The sequence below is a fragment of the Flavobacterium sp. CLA17 genome (genome assembly GCF_013112255.2).
Classification (GTDB): Bacteria; Bacteroidota; Bacteroidia; order Flavobacteriales; family Flavobacteriaceae; genus Flavobacterium; species Flavobacterium circumlabens.
Window position 1 is genome coordinate 2,933,450 of the sequence record NZ_CP068294.1, and the last position, 20,727, is coordinate 2,954,176.

A 20,727-nucleotide genomic window follows, 5' to 3' on the forward strand; every position below is an offset into this window, starting at 1 on the left:
ATAGTAGAGAAATAAGAAATCAGTTAGTATAATACACAATTATAAAAATATTTTTAAATGGAAGGATTAGTTTATTTAAAACCGAACGTAGTGATTGAGCCTTTAATAGAAAGATGGTATGCCTGGTCGCATCTGATATCGCCCGGAACGGCAGCTATGAATGTAACCAAAAGGCATATCGAAATAATGAATTCTTACCTGGAATCGCCTGTGGTACATGATGATGCCGTTAAAGACCCGAAAATGCTGGGCGGCCCATTTATGGATTATAATGGAGATCGTTCTGAGGATGTAAGAAAATTGCTGGAATCAACCTTTACCAATCAAAAAGAGCTGATCAGTCTTTCAATGGCGATTCGAAAATTGGTTTTAATGTTAAACAAAGAAGCCAAAGGACAATCCTTGGAGGGTTTGTATAAAAATGTACCGGATATTTTAAAAGGTTATGTAGAATTAATATACGATCTGAACGGCAATCCTTCTTTTAGATTTTACGAGCAGCTTTTATACAAAAGTAAATTTTACAATAAAAACAACCAAAGTCTGGCTTTGTGGGTGACCAATAATGATTCACGCCCTTTTTGTTTAAGTACCCCGAGACTGGATGAGAAAGACGTATTGCATCTGGATATGCCATTTGAACACAAATTTATAGACGAGTTGAGTAAAATGAAAAGAACGCCGCGTCCTTACAGTGAAATAAAGGAATTATTGGGCGATTTAAATGAAACGGAGAGTGCGTTATTCGAATCGTTTTTTACGGATACGCCATCAGTGCCGTATGTCAGGTACGAAGGCGATAAAATTAGAATGAGATACTTTGGGCATGCCTGTATTCTAATCGAGACCAAAGACGTAAGCATATTGGTAGATCCCTTAATCAGTTATTACGGTTACCAATCGAGTGTAGAGCATTTTTCGGATTACGAACTGCCTGAAAAAATCGATTATGTTTTGATTACCCACAATCATCAGGACCATATTTTACTGGAAACGCTGTTGCCGCTGAGACATAAAATCAAAAATATTATAGTACCGCGTTCCGGAGGAGGACACCTTCAGGATCCTTCTTTAAAACTAATGTTCAATAATATAGGTTTTGACAATATTATTGAAATCGAAGAATTTGCTACGGTGAACTTTTCAGATTGCAAGATTACTGGTGTTCCTTTTACAGGAGAGCACAGTGACCTGGACATCAAGGCCAAAATCTGCTATCATGTTGAAATCGCTGAATTCTCATTGCTGTTTGCAGCAGATTCGAGGATTTTAGAAAAGAAATTATACGAGCATACGCAAAGTGTCATTGGCGATGTAGATGTTATTTTCCTGGGAATGGAATGTGACGGAGCTCCATTGACATGGTTGTACGGGCCACTGGTGGTAAACGAATTGTCTAAAGAACACGATCAGTCCAGAAGACTGGCCGGATCTGATTTTGAAAGGGGAATGCACCTGGTAGATGTTTTTAATCCGCTGGAAGTGTATGTGTACGCTATGGGGCAGGAGCCGTGGTGTGAATTTATCAGCAGTATCAAGTACACCGATGAATCCAATCCTATTATACAGTCCAATCGTCTTATTGCCGAATGCAGTTCGAGGGAAATAATTACAGAAAGGTTATTTGGGGAAAAAGAGATCCTGTACAATAAGAAAAAAACAGAAAACTACAGTTTGGTTTAAAAAGGAAATGCACACGGATTAACACCGGTTTTTATTTCAAATCCGGCGTAATTGGTGAAAGGAAACAAATCAGGGAATCAGTACAGACAAGTATATAATAAGATAAAGCGATGCAAACATTACTCAAAAAATTAAGGGCCTCCAATATAAAACTTAATTTATCGGGAGATAAACTGGATATTAATGCTCCAAAAGGAGTGCTCACAAATGAGTTATTAGATGAAATTAGAGTACACAAGCAAAAAATAATTGATTTTATCAAACTGTCACAAAACGCAGGTGATACCCATAGTGATATCCCCAATGTGGAGCAGGAGGAAACGTATATCGTCTCATCATCGCAAAAAAGCTTGTGGCTGCTGTGTCAGTTAGAAGAACAAAATACCGTATATAACATTCCGAGTATCTTTGAATTAAAAGGAAACTTAGATATAGTGGCACTTCAAAAAGCATTTGAGGCGCTGCTGGAACGCCATGAATCTTTAAGAACAGTTTTTGTTGAAACAGCCAATGCCGAAGTAAGACAAAAGATTGTAGCCGTTAAAGATCTTGATTTTAAGTTTCGAACAGAAAACGTATCTAATTCGAACCAAAAAATAGATGTTCTTATTGAGCAGGAATTAAAATTTTCATTTGATTTAGCCAAAGATTGTTTAGTTCGCGCAAAACTGATCAAAACGTCAAATGATACGTTTGTTTTTGTACTGGTACTTCATCATATCATTAGTGATGGCTGGTCGATACAACTTATGATTAACGAGTTGTTTGTTTTATATCATGCTTTTACAAAGAATATATCTAATCCGTTGGCCCCTTTACAAATTCAATATAAAGATTACGCAGCCTGGCAGCAAAACCAGTTAAGAGACGGCAATACAACACATAAGGAATACTGGTTGAAACAATTTCAGGATACTATTCCGATACTGGATTTACCGATCTATAAAACAAGACCATTAACAAAAACATTCAACGGGGGCATCGTAAAAAGAAGTTTCAACAGTGAAATTTTAAAAGCCTTCTCCAATTTATGTCAATCTCAGGACGCCACTTTATTCATGGGATTAACAAGTTTGCTGAACGTTTTATTTTACAGATATACCAATCAAAATGACATTATAATTGGTACCCCGATTGCCGGAAGACCCCATTCTGATTTGCAAAATCAAACAGGGCTTTACTTAAACACCTTAGCACTTCGAACTCAGTTTGACGGGCAGGACAGCTTTATTGAATTATTGGCAAATGTTAAAAATAAAACACTCGAAGCCTATGAGCATCAACTGTATCCGTTTGATGAATTAATTGAAAACTTAAACCTAAAAAGAGAGGTTAGCCGCAGTCCGTTATTTGATGTGATGCTGATCTTGCAGAACATGGACAGCTTCGACAGCACACAACAACTGGACGGCATCACGATCCAACAATATCAGAATAAACAAAACCTGCTTATTAAATACGACCTGGAATTTACATTTGATGAGTTTGGCAATGAATTAAATTTCAACCTAACATTCAATACCGATATTTACACTGAAGCATTTGTAGAAAAAATAACAGAACATTTCGGCACTTTATTACAAGGCGTTATTGCAGCACCGAATCTTCCGGTTTCACGTATCAACTACTTGTCACCAAACGAAATAAAGCAGTTAGTAGTTGATTTTAATGATACCTCAGTACCGTATCCTAAAGATAAAACGATTGTACAACTCTTTGAAGAACAGGCCGCCGAAACACCGGACGCTATTGCCATTGTTTTTGAGGACTTGCAATTGACCTATAAGGAACTGAACGAAAAAGTAAATCAATTTGCCAGTTATCTGAGAGAGCGTTATGATATCCAGCCGGATAATCTGGTAGGCATAAAATTAAGCCGAAGCGAACAGTTAATTATCGCTATTTTAGGAGTACTGAAATCAGGAGCCGCTTATGTGCCTATTGATTCCGATTATCCACAGGAAAGAATAGCATACATCGAAGAAGATACCAATTGCAAAGCTATTATTGATGAGGATGAACTCATGATGTTTAATTTCCAGCGATTCCGATATAAACCTGAAAATCCGGATACTGTAAATACCCCGTCTCATTTAGCATATATCATTTACACTTCCGGCTCAACCGGAAATCCAAAAGGAGTAATGGTGGAGCATCGCAATGTCGTAAGACTGGTTAAGCCTTGTACTTATTTTCCATTGTATTCGGATACTGTCCTTTTAAGTACAGGCTCCATCTCTTTTGATGCCACAACGATAGAGTTTTTCGGAACTTTATTAAACGGAGGAACATTAGTCCTAACCACTCAGGACGATTTACTGGATTTATCGACCTTAGAAAATATCGTTAAAACCAATGCGGTCAATAGTCTCTGGATGACGGCTTCGTGGTTTAACAGCGTGGTTGAAAACAACATTAGTTTTTTCGAAAGCATCCGTCAACTCATTGTTGGAGGAGATGTAGTATCACCTAAACATACCCAAAAAGTTTTCGAAAGTAATCCGTCCATAAAAATTGTAAATGGTTACGGACCTACCGAAAACACTACTTTTTCGGTAACTTTTGATATTCAGAACGAAAAGTACATCACGATTCCGATTGGTAAACCGATTCCAAACAGCCAGGCGTATGTACTCGATCAAAATTTACAGCCCGTTGCAATTGGAGTAGGCGGTAAATTGTATTTATCCGGAGATGGCGTTTCCAGAGGCTATTTAAACCAGCCCGAACTGACCTCCGAAAAATTTATAGCCAATCCGTTTATTTCCGACGCCAGAATGTACGATACCGGAGATTTAGGCCGCTGGCTTCCGGATGGTACGATTGAATTTCTGGGTAGAAACGACCATCAGGTAAAAATAAGAGGCTACAGAATAGAACTGGGAGAAATAGAAACCAGCCTTTTGCAGTTTTCAGCCGATTTAAAGCAAGTCGTTGTTCAGGTGAAAGAGGTAAAGGAAGAAAAAGTTCTCGTGGCCTATTATGTTTCTAATATTGAAATAGACAAGATTGAAATTAGAAATTACCTTCAGACGAAGCTGCCCGAATACATGATTCCCGCCTTTTTTGTGCTTTTGGAGGCGATACCACTGACCTCAAATGGTAAAACCGACCGTAATGCGTTACCGGGCATTAACGGAGAAGACAGTATTCGAAGAGAGTATGTACAGCCCCGAAATGAAACCGAACAAAAAATGGTCGAAATCTGGCAGGAAGTGCTCGGTCTTGAAAAAGTAGGGATTACCGATAACTTCTTTGAAATGGGCGGACACAGCCTTATTGTAGCCCAGGTAATCAACAGATTAAACAAACAATTGAACAAAACCGTTTCGTTTAAGGATTTTTTCTCTAATCCGACCATTGAGGCGCTGAGTAAAACGCTGAACCAAAATGAGTATGAAGCCATTCCTCCGGCAGGAATCAGGGAAAGTTATCCTTTAACGGCTTCTCAGAACAGATTTTGGATTCTGAGTCAGCTCGAAGGAGGTTCTCTGGCTTACAATATGCCCTCTGCGATTAAATTAACCGGGGATTTGGATACCGATACCTTCAAAGAAACTTTTAGTTTGCTCATTGAGCGCTATGAAATATTAAGAACAAGCTTTAAAAATAATTCACAAGGAGAGATACAGCAATATATTACGCCTGTAAATGAAATTAACTTTGAAGTAACAGAGCAGGATTTCAGCAACCATAAAGAGCAGGAGGACCTTGTTTTGCAATATTTAGAGGAGCAGAATTCGATTGCTTTTAATCTCGAAGAAGCACCTTTAATAAGAGCTTCTTTGATCAAATTACAGGAAAACGAGCATATTTTTTCTTTGTGTATGCATCATATTATTGGTGACGGATGGTCGATGCAATTAATCATTTCCGAAATTGTAAAAACATACAATGCTATCGTTCAGGGGAATTCAGCTAATTTACCCGATTTAAACATTCAGTATAAAGATTATGCGGTATGGATCAATGCAGAAAATCAACAGGAAAAATACCAACAATCGAAAGAATTCTGGTTGAACCAATTCAGTGGAGAATTACCGGTAATAGAACTTCCGGGTTTTAAGAAAAGACCTTTGGTTCAGACTTACAATGGCGCTGTTAAATCGTATGCGTTTTCCGCTGCGCTTTTAGAAAAACTAAAGACGTTTTCAGGTGAGCATGATGTAACGCTTTTTATGACCTTAATCACCGGGATCAAAACATTGCTGCACCGTTACAGCAATCAGGATGATCTTATTATTGGTACGCCAATAGCAGGCAGGGAACACCCGGATTTAGAAAATCAGTTGGGGCTTTTCCTGAATACGCTGGCCATTCGAACCAAATTTGAGCAGGGTGACCGCTTTTTGGATATTTTAAATAAAGAAAAGGAAATACTTTTAAACGCTTATCAGCATCAGGATTATTCCTTTGATGAACTGGTCGGCAACCTGAACCTGAAGAGAGACTTAAGCCGATCGGCTTTGTTTGACATCCTGGTGGTGCTTCAAAATCAGGCACAGTTAAAAAATTTAGCCAACGACACCGCTTTAACAGGATTAGAAGTGGATGCTTTTGATTTTGAGAATAAAACATCCAAATTCGATATCACTTTCATTTTTGTCGAAACTGAACAGTTGTTGCTTAACATTAATTATAATACAGACATATACGATTCGTTTTTAATCGATGCGATCTTCAGTCATCTCGAAAATGTATTTACAGAAGGAATTAACAATCCTGAACAGGCCGTGGATCAACTGGATTACTTAACCTCTGCAGAGAAAACAACATTACTTCTGGATTTTAATGCTACGGCGGCAGCTTACCCGGAAAATAGAACCATTATCGATTTATTTGAAGAACAGCTCGAAAAAACGCCGGACAATATCGCGGTTGTTTTTGAAGAAACAGCGCTGACTTACCAAGCGCTTAATGAACAAGCAAACCAGCTGGCGCATTACTTAAGAAAAAACCATGCAGTTGAATCCTGTGATTTAGTTGGAATAAAACTGGATCGAAGCGAGAGGATAATTGTCACCATTTTAGGAATTTTAAAATCAGGTGCTGCTTACGTCCCGATTGATTCTTCTTATCCTCAGGAAAGAATTGCCTACATAGAAAAAGACAGCAATTGCAAAATTGTAATTGATGAACCTGTTTTTGAGGCCTTTTATAAAAACAGGGAAAGCTATTCAGCCTTAAATATTGAAAAAATAAATAACTCCGGAGATTTAGCCTATATCATCTACACCTCAGGAACCACAGGAAATCCAAAAGGGGTAATGGTGGAACATAGAAACGTAATCAACTTAATTCATTCGCAGACCAGGGAGTTTAAAATTGATGCAACCGAGAGAATTCTCCAGTTGTCCAATTTTTCTTTTGATGCCTCTGTCGAGCAAACCTTTTTGGCACTATTAAACGGAGCAGCTTTATACATACTGCCAAGAAAAGTATTGTTAGATGAAGTTGAATTGGAGCAATTTGTATTGGAAAACAAAATTACGCACTTCCATTCCGTTCCATCCGTAGTAAGCAAATTGAAGCCTTCCAATAAATTCAGCTTAAGAAGAGTTTTGTCAGGAGGTGATATTTGTTCCGAAAAACTGGCGGCATCCTGGAGTACTATTTGTGATTTTTACAATAAATATGGACCAACGGAAACAACTGTGACCTCGATAGAATTTTTGTATACCAAAGAAAAGCCCTTTTCTATTGGCCGTCCGATTTCAAATACGCAGGTGTATATCCTTAATAATGCCTTACTGCCAACGCCTTTGGGTGTTTTAGGGAACGTGTATATTTCGGGAGCAGGGGTGACCCGCGGGTATTGGAACAAACCGGAACTAACCGCAGAAAAATTCATCGAAAACCCATTTATTTCGGGTACTAAAATGTATGATACCGGAGATGTAGCGCGCTGGCTGCCGGATGGAAATATTGAATTTTCAGGCAGAAACGACCATCAGGTAAAAATAAGAGGATTTAGAATTGAATTGGGCGAAATAGAAACCAGCCTTTTGCAGTATTCCGCTCATTTAAACGAGGCCATCGTTCAGGCCAAAGAAGTAAACGGAGAAAAAGTATTGGTGGCTTACTATTTAACCAATGCAGCAATAGATAAAGCGGCTATCAGAAACTATCTTTTAGGGAAGCTGCCGGAACATATGGTGCCTTCGTTTTATATCGATCTGGATCATTTTCCGGTAACACCCAACGGCAAAATAGACCGTAAAGCACTGCCGGGTATTAGCGGGGAAGATGGTATTCGAAAAGAATACGTACAGCCCCGAAATGAGACCGAACAAAAAATAGCCGAAATATGGCAGGAAGTGCTGGCCGTTGAAAAAGTGGGGATTACCGATAATTTCTTTGAGTTAGGCGGACATAGTCTGATTGTGGCACAGGTCATTAACAGACTCAACAAACAATTGAATAAAACAGTATCGTTTAAGGATTTTTTCTCCAATCCAACCATTGAAGCGTTAAGTAAGACTTTAAACCAAAATGATTATATAGCTATTCCTCAGGCAGATATTAGGGAGAGTTATCCGCTGACAGCTTCTCAATACAGATTCTGGATCTTAAGCCAGTTAGAGGGAGGTTCGCTGGCTTATAATATGCCTGCAGCGATCAAATTAACAGGGGAACTGGATACCGATACATTTAAGGAAACCTTTCATGTATTGATACAAAGACATGAAATCTTAAGAACAGGCTTCAAAAATAATGCAGAGGGACAACTGCGCCAGTTTATAAAACCTGCAGCCGAAATTGTTTTTGAAGTCACCGAAAAAGATTTCAGCCGTAAAGAAGGCAAGGAAGCGCTTGTTTTGCAGTATTTACAGGAACAAAATGCGATTGCTTTTAATCTGGAACAGGCGCCTTTAATCAGGGCCTCCTTACTTAAAACAGACGAAAACGAACATGTCTTTTTCATCAGCCTGCACCATATCATAGGAGACGGATGGTCGATGCAGTTGATCATCTCCGAAGTGGTAAAAATATACAATGCCATCCTTCAGGGAATCCCGGTCGATTTACCGCCGTTAAACCTGCAGTACAAAGATTACGCCGTATGGATTAATGAAGCGATTCAGCAGGAAAAATATCAGAATTCGAAAGCTTTTTGGTTAAACCAGTTCGAAGGACCATTACCGGTGCTAGAACTTCCGAGTTTTAAGAAAAGGCCATTGGTGCAAACCTACAATGGGGACAATCAGTCGCATCAATTCTCCGGTGTGTTGTTAGAAAAACTAAAAACTTTTTCAAAAGAGCGGGACGTTACTTTGTTTATGACCTTAATGGCCGGGATAAAAACCTTATTGCACCGATACACCAATCAGGAGGATATTATTGTGGGTACACCTATAGCAGGAAGGGAGCATCCGGATTTAGAAAATCAATTAGGATTGTACCTGAACACCCTGGCTATTCGTACCAAGTTTGAAGAAGAGGATGACTTTTTGGCTATTTTAAATAAAGAAAAAGAAACGCTCTTAAATGCGTACCAGCACCAGGAATATTCTTTTGATGAATTGGTAGAAAATCTAAACCTGAAAAGAGACCTGAGCCGTTCGGCTTTGTTTGATGTACTGGTGGTGCTTCAAAATCAAAATCAATTAAAAAATCTGACAAATCCCACCGCACTAGCAGGAATAGAAGTTGCCGGTTTTGAATTTGAAAACAAAATAGCCAAGCTGGATGTGACCTTTACTTTTGTCGAAACGGAACAGTTAATCCTGAACATTGATTACAATACGGATATATACGACTCTGTGTTTATAAAATCAATATTTGGTCATCTTGAAAATGTATTCAACGAAGTAATTGACAATCCTAAACAAGCGATAGAAGAGCTGGATTATCTCACCATTGCAGAAGAAAAGAAACTCTTGCTGGAGTATAATAACAATTCGGCTGCTTATCCGAAGGATAAAACCATGATCGATTTGTTCGAAGATCAGGTGGCGAAAACACCCGAAAATAGTGCCGTTGTTTTTGAAAATAAAAGTTTCACTTACAAAGAAATCAATGAGCAGGCCAATCAGTTAGCCCGTTATTTACGAGAGAATTATCAAATAAAAACCGATGATTTAATAGGGATTAAATTAGACCGAAGTGAGAAAATGATTGTCACCCTGCTGGGAATCCTAAAATCGGGTGCTGCGTATGTGCCAATTGATAAATCTTATCCGCAGGAAAGAATAGAATACATCGAAAAAGACAGTAATTGTAAACTGGTCATTGACGAAAATGTACTTGAATTATTCTATAACAGCCAGGGAAAATATGCTAAAGTAAATGTTCAAAGAACCAATACTCCGGATGATTTAGCGTATATCATTTATACTTCCGGAACTACAGGTAATCCGAAAGGGGTTATGATTGAACATAAAAATGCAGTAGCACTCATTCAATGGTCAGATACACAATTTGACAGTAGTAAATTTGAAACGGTATACGCCGTAACGTCTTATTGTTTTGATTTATCTGTTTTTGAAATATTCTATACCCTTTCGATCGGGAAGCAAATAAAGCTCTTGAAAAATGGTCTGGAAATCAAGAATCATATCGATAAAGACCGGAATGTATTAATCAATACCGTTCCGTCTGTCGTGAACCAGCTTTTAGAGGATGGCGTTTCCTTTGAGTCCGTGAGCATTTTAAATATGGCCGGAGAACCTATTTCGCACAGCATTATACAAAGACTGCCTTTGGACCAGATAGAAGTATACAATTTATATGGCCCATCGGAAGATACGACGTACAGTACTTATTTTAAAATCAGACAAAAAGATTATCTGTCCATACCAATCGGAAAACCGATTTCTAATACACAGCTCTACATACTGGATAAAAAATGGCAGGCAGTACCTACCGGGGTGTTTGGCAAAATATATGTAGCGGGAGCCGGAGTAGCCAGAGGTTATCTGAACAAACCGGAACTTACGGCAGAGAAATTTATGGCCAATCCGTTTAAATCCGGCAGCACCATGTATGACACCGGAGATTTAGGACGCTGGCTGCCAGATGGAAATATTGAATTTTTAGGAAGAAATGACCATCAGGTAAAAATAAGAGGCTTTAGAATTGAATTAGGGGAAATTGAAGCCCGCTTTTCACAATACTCAGCAGACATCAAACAAGTTGTAGTGGAAGTCAAAGAAGTAAATGCCGAAAAGGTATTGGTAGCGTATTATGCCGCCCAGACCGAAATAGACAAAGCGGCAATAAGAAACTACCTTTTAGGAAAACTGCCGGAATATATGGTGCCTTCCTTTTACGTAGTCCTGGATAGTTTACCGTTGACGCCTAACGGAAAAACAGACCGAAAAGCACTGCCGGGCATTAGTGGAGAAGACCTTATACGAAAAGTATATGTGGCACCCGCAAATGAAACCGAAAAGAAAATGGCCGCAATATGGCAGGAAATTCTGGGTCTTGAAGAAGTGGGAATTACCGATAATTTCTTTGAATTGGGCGGAAACAGCATTTCGGCAATCAATACCATCATTAGAATGAATAAAGAATTTGCCACCCATTATCCTGTGGATTCGCTATTTCGTTTTAATACCATCTCTGAAATCATAAAATACCATCTGAATACCATTTTTGATTCGGATAAAGATTTTTATGAATATGGAAACAGTCAGTCTTCAAATACCGTTTTCGCTTTTCCTCCAATCGCGGGTTATGGAAGCGCTTACAGGGACTTATTCCATAACAATCAGGATTCCGGATTTATATCCTTCAATTTTGTTGAAAAAGAGGAGAATCCAGTGGCTTATTACGCTAATAAAATCAATGAAATTCAGGAAAATGGCGAGATCGTTTTATTTGGCTGGTCAGCAGGAGGAATTTTATCCTCTGAAGTGGGCCATCATCTCACAAATGTGCTAAACAGAAAAGTTTCCCGAATCATCATGTTTGATTCTGTAAGGCTCGATGAAGAAAAACTCAACATAGAGCTATCTGCAGATGCTTTTGACCTTGGGACGGAAATTGATGAAAGTATGCAGGAAATACTGGCTCAGGCAAAAGAAAAGCGAATAGCCTATATCAAGTATCTGATGTCTGTAAAATACGCCAATAAATTGTCGACCGAATTAGTGTTAGTAAAAACCGAAAATAATGAAGACAAAAAATGGGAAGAAAATTTTGAAACCGTTCATTATATCACCGGAAAAGGAGCGCACCAGAACATGCTGGAAGGAAACAATTTAAAGCACAACAAAAAAATATTAAATAAAATTATTGCAAAGGAAGACATTCTTACCAGCATTTTTCAAGACTAACCTCTTGAAAATCGGCGCTGAAGAATCCTCAATAAAAACACAAATTGTACATGAAATATACATTATTTTGCTTGCTGCTCCTTCCGTTTTTAGGATTTTCACAGACAGGCACTTCCCTGAAAGAACCCAATTCCACCGAAGATTCAGGGGAATATTTTGGAGGTGCCGTAAAATCCGTTTACAAGCAGCATAAATTTCCCAGTTTTAACAATAGCATCAATCTGGTCTACAATCGCGGAAGATGGAAAGTCAATTCGAGTGTGAGTTACGGGCGGGAGAAATTTTTCAGGGAAAATGATGTGAGTACTTTTTTTTCTGATGCCTCATTTATTGGTTCAGGAACAACAGACTACGACTTTAATAGCCTGGTGACCTTTATCGATGTTCAATATCAGATTTCAAAGAAGACTAAAATAAATGTCTCTTCCATGAATGATACGTATGAGAATATATTAGATACTAAAACAAACATCGATATCTATAACAGCCCGGACGTATTAGACCGCTATTATACAGGGAGTAAAAAATTGATTTCGAACCTGAAACGAAATTCCCTGAATGCGCTGTTACGACATGATTTTAATGAAAATGAATTTTTAACTGTAGAAGCAGACTGGCTGCAAAGACCCTGGGATTACAACCAAAACACCTATGGTCAGGATTATGATGTAAATGGTGCTGCAGTGCCCAATCGCAACTACACCGTTTATCACGACGGCCGCACAGATTTGAACATTTACACGCTCAATGGCTTGTATCATGTCCCGACCAGGTTTTTTGATCTTACCGTTGGGGGGAAATGGATTTATATTGAATCCGATTATATCATCAGGAATTTCAGGAAGTACGATGCCGACTATGTGCAGAATTTAGCGTTGTCACCCACTTGTACGTATATTGAAAACAGACAAATTGTATTTTCAGATTTCAAAAAGAAATTTGGAAAACTGGATCTTCAGCTTGGGTTTAAACTCGAAAACACCTTTATAAACGGTGATGTTGCTGACGTTAATTCTAAAAAACAGCTAGACGATAACTATATAAAGCTGTTCCCGTCAGCCAGTGCAAGCTACCATTTTGATAATGAGAACAAATTAAGTTTTGCCTTTTCGCAGTTTTACAACAGGCCTTTATACCGGTTTATAAACCCCTCTTTGGGCATTTATAATGCGTATGAGACGTATTTAGGAAATCCGTTTCTAAAGCCATCCCTGACCAGCAATTTCAATCTGGTGTATGCTTTTAAATCACAATACGACGTTGGTTTTTCGTATTCGAAAACAAAAGACAATTTCTGGTCCCTGCCCAATTATACGGCAGACCATGTCGTAGAGCATAAAGTAGTAAGTTATATGGATTTGAACAGCTTTCAACTTTCAGCTAACGGAGTCCTAAAATATAGCAATGCTGTGGAAACCAATTTTCAGTTACAGGGATTCTACAAGTTGAATAAATCTTTGGTACCCGGTATAGAAGATCTGGATGTCTGGGGCTGGTATGGTATGGTCAACAATCAGGTGTATTTCAATCCGGAGAAAAACATTTCCGCTAACCTGAGTTTTTGGTACCGTTCTAAAAACATCAGCCAGGAAGCCCTGATCAGCAAACAAGGCGCACTGGATTTCGGAATGAAATTTTTATTGCTTCAAAAAGCTTTCATCATCGAAGTGAATGTTACGGATATTTTAAAATCAATGAATGAATACAAAGTATCTACCGTAGACAATGTGAAGCAAACCTTCCGGAACTACCAGGATCCGAGAGCTTTTAGAATCTCGGCGACCTATAAATTTGGAAACAGGAAATTAAATTACGCAGAAAGAATTGCCGAAAACGCAACAGATCATTCCCGATAAAACCCAAAAATATGCAGCTTTTTTTACTACACTTTGCCGGAGGAAATGTTTTTTCATTTGAATTTCTCAGAAAAGAGAGCACCAATGTCGATTTCATTCCCCTCGAATTACCCGGAAGAGGGAAAAGGCACAGAGAAAACTTAATTAAGAATAAAGACGAGGCCATTGCCGATTATTGCAGCCAGATTAAATCATTAAGAAACGGCGAGCCTTATATGATCTACGGACATAGTATGGGTGCGACTTTAGGACTTTCGGTAGCGGCCCAAATGGAAAGTGCCGGCGATGGTCCGCAATCCCTTATTGTTTCCGGAAATGCAGGCCCGGGGATTAAAAAAAGGAAAGATATCGTACATCATCAGTTAGATGATCTGAATTTTAAAAAGGAACTGCTGAGCTTAGGCGGTATCCCGGAAGGAATCAGCGAAAACGAAGAATTATTTGATTATTTCCTGCCCATAATGAGAGCCGATTTTGAATGCCTGGAAAAAAGCTTTTTTTCTGAAAAAGGACTGAAATTAAACATTCCGATACATGCCCTGATGGGTGCCGGGGAAGAAACCTGTCATCAGATCGAAAACTGGAAAAATTTCACAAACCATACGTTCACCTCTGAAATATGGGATGGGAATCACTTTTTTATTTACAAAAACGCTGCGGCATTGGCCCATATTTTTACAAGTTCGGTTCAAAAATATTTAATCCATCCAAATAGAAACTATTATGTTTAAATTAAAATTTTCCTATGTCCTTTATCTGCTGCTTTATGCAATACCCAACACGATTCTGAGCTTTGGAATCGTTTATATCATTAATAATGTGATATCCGGAAAAACAGAATTCTTAACCGATTATATGGGGATTACCTTTGTTTCCACCGTCATATACACGTATCTGTTGAATATTATTTTTCAGAAAAAAATTAATAAATACTCTTTCGAAGTATTGTACGAAAACGAAAAAAAAATATTCGATAAAATATTAAAAGCCCCGTTAATTACCCTGGAAAAACTGGGTTCACAGCGATTTTATACCGCAATAGAAGATTTACGCATATTCGCGACTTTTCCGGAAGTGGTGACGCATACGATCAATTCGCTGTTAATGTTATTGCTCTGTATGATTTACTTGTTTACGCTATCTGTTTCCGCAGCTTTAGTGGTGGTGGGTTTAATCGTCCTGATCGCCGTAACCTATTTTTTGGTGATCAGTACCATGTCGCAGAAAGTAGCTCATCTGAGAAAGTACAACGAACATTATTACAAGTATGTAGATGATGTCATAAAAGGATTTAAAGGCTTTAAGCTCAGCACCCACAGACGCGAAAAATTAATGCAGGACCATTTGTCACCGAACAGGGAGAATGCAAAAACACTGGATTTTAATATTAACTACGTTTTCTTATCAATCAATTTAATAAGTCAGTACGGGCTCTATCTGGTGATTGGTGCCATCCTGTTTTTATTGCCAGTGATTGGATTATTAAAAAGGGAAGACGTGATTTCTTATGTCGTTATTTTATTATTTGTTTCCGGGCCTATCAACAACCTGATCAACATGCAGAATGTCTACACCCGATTAACCGTTGCCAATAACAGAATAAAAAAATTCTTAAAGGATTTTGACAGTACAGAGATAGTCGTAACCCTTAAAAATGCAGCTCCGGAAGCTTTTAGTTCCCTGCGATTCAATCAGATTCATTTTGAATATGAAAATGAGGCTTCCGAAAAAACATTTGCTTTGGGACCTGTCAATCTTTCGATCGAAAAAGGAGAAATGATCTTTATAATTGGCGGAAACGGCAGCGGTAAAAGTACGTTTATCAACATCCTGACCGGTTTGTATCAGCCTACGGGAGGCGAAATAATAGTCAACGAAGCCCAGCAAAGCACCGGAAAAACAAGTACACAAAACCTGATATCGGCCGTTTTTACAGACAATCATATCTTTTCTAATAATTATGACGAGTATGCTTTAGAAAACAACCAGGAGTATCTGGAGTTGTTACGCATAATGGAGCTTGACAAAGTGATTGCAGACGACAAAGAACATTCTGCCAGAAGACCTTTTTCTAAAGGACAAGGCAAGAGAATGTCGTTGATTTTTGCACTTCTGGAAGACAAACCTATTTTGGTTTTAGACGAATGGGCAGCCGATCAGGATCCGCATTTCAGGAAATATTTCTACGAAAATTTACTGCCTAAGTTAAAACAGGAAGGAAAAACCATAATCGCCGTAACACATGATGACGCCTATTTTAAGTACGCAGACCGAATCCTGAAATTTGATTACGGAGAAATTGTAAAAGATTTCCAGGTAAAAGACGAAACCCTGCACACAGAAAGCTTATGGCATAAGGAAGTGCAAAATTAGAACGTGAAAGCAGCAAAAGCCGCCAGATCACATTTCACAGATCACATTTTATAATACAGACTATTAATACCACACTTTTCAATGAGACTAACACTTCCACAACAAGATGTTTATTTCGAGCAATTACTATTTCCTAAGGATCCCATCTATAATATTGGAGCCAAAATAGAAATTAAAGGAGTAATCGATACGGAGACTTTTAAGAAAGCCTATACCACGCTTATTGATCAGCATGATACCTACAGAAGCATACTGGTAAAAAATCAGGAGGAAATAGCGATCAAAGTAGTAGAAGAGCATGATTCACAACTCGGATTGGTAGATTTCTCTGATTGCTTGAATCCGGAGGAAGAAGCTGCTTTTTATATGCAAAAGGAGTTCAAAAAACCTTTTGCTTTATTTGATGAAAATCTTTTGCATGTTTTTACGCTGGTCAAAGTGAAAGAAGATTTTCATTACTTGTTTTCGGTGTACCATCACATCATTACCGATGGCTGGGGCACGTCTTTAATGTTTCAGAGACTGGTGCAGAATTATAATGAAATTCAGGAATTCGGGAATGTTACCACCACGTATCCTTTTAGTTATAAGGATTTTATGGAAGATGACCTGGAGTATCAGAACTCCCCGGCTTTTTCAGAAGATAAAAAGTATTGGGTAGAAAAATTTAAAGCTTTGCCGGAGGCCCTGTTAGAAAAAGAATTTTCATCAGACGAAATAGCAAACAATAAAAGTCACCGCAAGGAATTGATTATTAAAAGAGAAGTGTACAATCAGATCAATCAGCTGGCGGAAGCGTGTAAATGTTCTTCTTTTCATTTGATTTTAGCCGTTTTGTATGCCTATTTCGGAAGAAAACATCAAAATACCGATTTTGCTATTGGCTTGCCTGTTTTAAACCGAAGTAAATCGAAATACAAAAAAACAGTGGGCCTTTTTATGGGAATTGCACCTCTGAGAATTGCACTGGATTTCGACAGTACTTTTGAAGATTTAATCAGCCTCATCAAAAATCAATTGCGGACTGATTACCGTCACCAGCGATTTCCTTTGGGAAAACTAATCCAGGAGCTGCAGGTTTTCACTGAAAAAGAAAAAATATTTAATATTACGCTTTCGTATGAAAAGCAAAATTATGCAACTAATTTTAAGAACACCCAAACCCGCGTAATTCCATTGACTCATGAATCGGAGCGGGTTGCATTGGCGATTTATATCCGTGAATTTGACGAATTGGAAGATGTGAAAATTGATTTCGATTACAATCTAAACTATTTTAATGAAGATCGAATTACACAAACCGTTCATCATTTTGAAAACCTGCTTACAAGTATTTTAGCCGATCAGGACAAAAAGTTAAAAGAACTGACTTATGTAACCAAAGAGGAAAGAAGCCAGGTTATAGAGACTTTCAATGCTACAAAAACGGACTATCCAAAAGAGATTACCTTAATCGACTTATTCCGTGAGCAGGTAGAGAATTTTCCCGGAAAAGAAGCTGTAAAAGATGAAGACAGATCATACTCGTATTCCGAGCTTCATAAATTATCCAACCAGATCGCCCAATATCTGCTGACGACCTATGGCAAAAAAGATAAATCTCCTATTGCCGTTTTATTAGAGCGATCGGCCAATATGGTGGTAGTTTTATTAGGAATATTAAAATCGGGAAGATCTTACATCCCGTTAGACCCGACATTTCCGGAAGACAGGCTCAATTATATTATTGACAACAGCCAAAGTAAAATATTGATCCATGAAAAAGACTATGCCCTGAATACGGCCCATGATGTGCGGGTAGTAGCATTAGAGAGCATTTTAGAAGGGATAGATATCTTTAACGGAACGTCCGGAAAAATAGTTTCTCCTAATGATACGGCCTATATCATCTACACGTCGGGTTCCACAGGAAATCCAAAAGGAGTTGAAATCGGTCATCAGTCCTTACTTAATTTTTTAATCAGTATGCAGCAAAAACCGGGTGTTGCCTTACACGATACCTTTTTTTCGGTAACGACCTATTCCTTTGATATTTCAATATTAGAATTTTTCGTACCCTTAATTTCGGGAGCTACTTTATATGTTGCGAATCAGAGTGTTCTGGCCGATGCGAATTTGATTCTTCAAAAAATAGAGGAGGTACAGCCTACAATCATTCAGGCTACGCCAAGTTTTTACCAAATGCTGTTTCATGCCGGCTGGCAGGGCGACAAGCAATTAAAAGTAATGTGTGGCGGAGATTTATTAAGCGAAGCACTGGCAGAAAAACTAATCGAAAATAGTTTTGAACTCTGGAACATGTATGGCCCAACGGAAACTACGATTTGGTCGAGTATAAAAAAAATCAACCATTTTAAAGAAGCCTCCAATATCGGAAAACCCATAAACAACACGCAGTTTTATATTTTGGATTCTTTTTTAAGTCCTAAGCCTGTAGGAACCCCCGGAGCCATCTACATCGCAGGAGACGGATTGGCGAAAGGATATTATAAAAACGAGGAATTAACCAGGCAAAAATTTATTGCAAATCCGTTTGACAGCAGCAGTTTGCTCTACGAAACCGGCGATGTCGGGAAATGGAAGGATAATGGAGAAATAGCGTTTTTAGGCAGAAATGACAATCAGGTCAAAATTAGAGGCTACAGAATCGAACTTGGAGATATTGAGACGCAGTTAAATCAGATAGAAGGCGTTCATAATTCGGTGGTTATTGCTAAAAAAGGAGACCAGCAGGAAGCTTTTCTAGTCGCTTACATTTTAAAAAACCAGGAAATCGATACGGAAAAAATTAAGACTGCCTTAAAAATGATTCTTCCGTACTACATGATTCCCAATGTAATTATTTCACTGGATGAATTTCCGCTGACACCCAACCAAAAAATAGACCGAAAATCTTTGTCGCAAAGAGCCATTCTGCAGGAGATCAACTATGATGATTTTAAAGCTCCCGTTTCAGATTTAGAAAAAACACTTGCTGCATACTGGAAAGAAGTATTAAATAGTAAAGAACCGATAAGTGTACATGATAATTTCTTTGCATTGGGAGGTCATTCTTTAAATGCAGTAAAATTGATCGGCTTAGTAACGAAGCAGCTTTCATTAGATATTTCCCTGAAAACTATTTTTGACTATCCTACCATTGAATTGCTGGCTACTTATCTGCAAAAACTCGTTCCCAATCAATCCGTGGGTATCACATTATCCGAAACAAAAGGTTATTATGATGTAACCCCGCCACAATACAATATCTGGCTGGCATCGCAACAGGAAAATATGTCAATAGCTTACAATATGTTTGCCGCTTACCATGTAGAAGGAACCGTAAATCCGGATAAAATTTCAGCTGCCATACGTAAAATCATCAACAAACATGAAATCTTACGAACCAGTTTTATTGAAATAAACGGCATTCCGTACCAGAAAATTAATCCTTCAGAAAAGGTACACTTTGCTGTTTCTGTCTCCGAATCAGGCGATGAAAATGTAACGGAAATGATCAATAAAGTAAATAACACCGTATTTGATTTAGAAAAAGATGTACTGTTAAGAGTGCAGCTTCTCAAGGTTGAAGAAAACAAATGGATACTGCTTTTTTGTACGCATCACATCATAATGGATGGTTTATCGTTAGAAATTTTCATTACCGAATTTATTGAAAATTTTAAGGAGAGCAATTCTTTAGCACTACAAAAAGAGACAACTTTAAAATTTCAGTTTAAAGATTATTCAGAATGGTTTAATAAAACAGTGGAAGATAATGCCGTAAAAAATGAGTCATTCTGGACCAGGTACCTCCGTAATTACCAGCCGAAGGATTCCTTTGACCGGGATTTTGATAACAGGCAAAACGAGCAGGGCGCAGGCAAATATTTGTTTGAACTCAACCCTGATACTACTTTGGCCTTAAAGAAATTAGCCCTTGACGGACAGGTTACTTTTTATACCGTTCTGGCAGCCGCTTTAAATGTGCTGATCTCTAAATTTTCAAATCACACCGATATCTGTATCGCAACGGCCAACTCCGGAAGAACTATTCCGGAACTGAACAATCAGATTGGAATGTTCGTTAAAACACTGGTTTTAAGGACGAAAATAGAAAAGGAACAAACTTTTACCGCCCTGTTGAAAAACATGCAACGTAATTTATTAGAGATTAATGAGTATCAGAATGTTCCCTTTGATAAAATTCCGAAATCTGTTTTTGATCTGATGCTGGTGTATCAGAATCCGGAGTTTTCTTTTGAAAACAACATTGAATTAACCGATTTAAAACTGAATTCGTACCCAATTGACGCTACTTACAGCAGAATGCCAATGGTTTTTAATCTGTTTGAGAGCGGGAACAGCCTCAAAGGAATTATAGACTATAATCGTAATTTATTTGATCAGGATACAATACAGATCATTGCTGCTCAGTACAGTATTCTTTTGAATGAAGTCCTGAAAAATCCGGCGGCGAGATTAGATTCAATTCATACTAAATCTGAACTGGAGAAAAGTACCGTCTCTGATTTTGATTTTAATTTCTAATT

General features: G+C 38.2%; 6 protein-coding genes. All 6 read left to right on the forward strand.

The features are described from left to right. The first annotated feature begins 57 nt into the window (after window positions 1-57). Window positions 58-1,683 carry an MBL fold metallo-hydrolase gene (locus HAV12_RS11975; RefSeq protein ID WP_171569866.1) on the forward strand — a complete coding sequence of 542 codons (1,626 nt, stop codon included), beginning with the start codon at window positions 58-60 and terminating at the stop codon, window positions 1,681-1,683. Window positions 1,684-1,793: 110 nt separating this feature from the next. Further along, a complete protein-coding gene (locus HAV12_RS11980; RefSeq protein WP_171569867.1) occupies window positions 1,794-11,966 on the forward strand; it encodes a non-ribosomal peptide synthetase in 10,173 nt (3,390 codons plus the stop codon). Between the two features lie 50 nt (window positions 11,967-12,016). Next, window positions 12,017-13,822: an outer membrane beta-barrel family protein gene (locus HAV12_RS11985; protein WP_171569868.1), complete on the forward strand. Its 1,806-nt coding sequence runs from the start codon at window positions 12,017-12,019 to the stop codon at window positions 13,820-13,822. Between the two features lie 11 nt (window positions 13,823-13,833). Further along, entirely contained in the window at window positions 13,834-14,553 is a 720-nt protein-coding gene (locus tag HAV12_RS11990; protein WP_171569869.1) for a thioesterase II family protein, read from the forward strand. Next, entirely contained in the window at window positions 14,546-16,195 is a 1,650-nt protein-coding gene (locus tag HAV12_RS11995; RefSeq protein ID WP_171569870.1) for a cyclic peptide export ABC transporter, read from the forward strand. The genes HAV12_RS11990 and HAV12_RS11995 overlap by 8 nt, the downstream gene beginning before the upstream one ends. 81 nt (window positions 16,196-16,276) lie before the next feature. Then, window positions 16,277-20,725: a non-ribosomal peptide synthetase gene (locus HAV12_RS12000; protein WP_171569871.1), complete on the forward strand. Its 4,449-nt coding sequence runs from the start codon at window positions 16,277-16,279 to the stop codon at window positions 20,723-20,725. Window positions 20,726-20,727 lie beyond the last annotated feature (2 nt).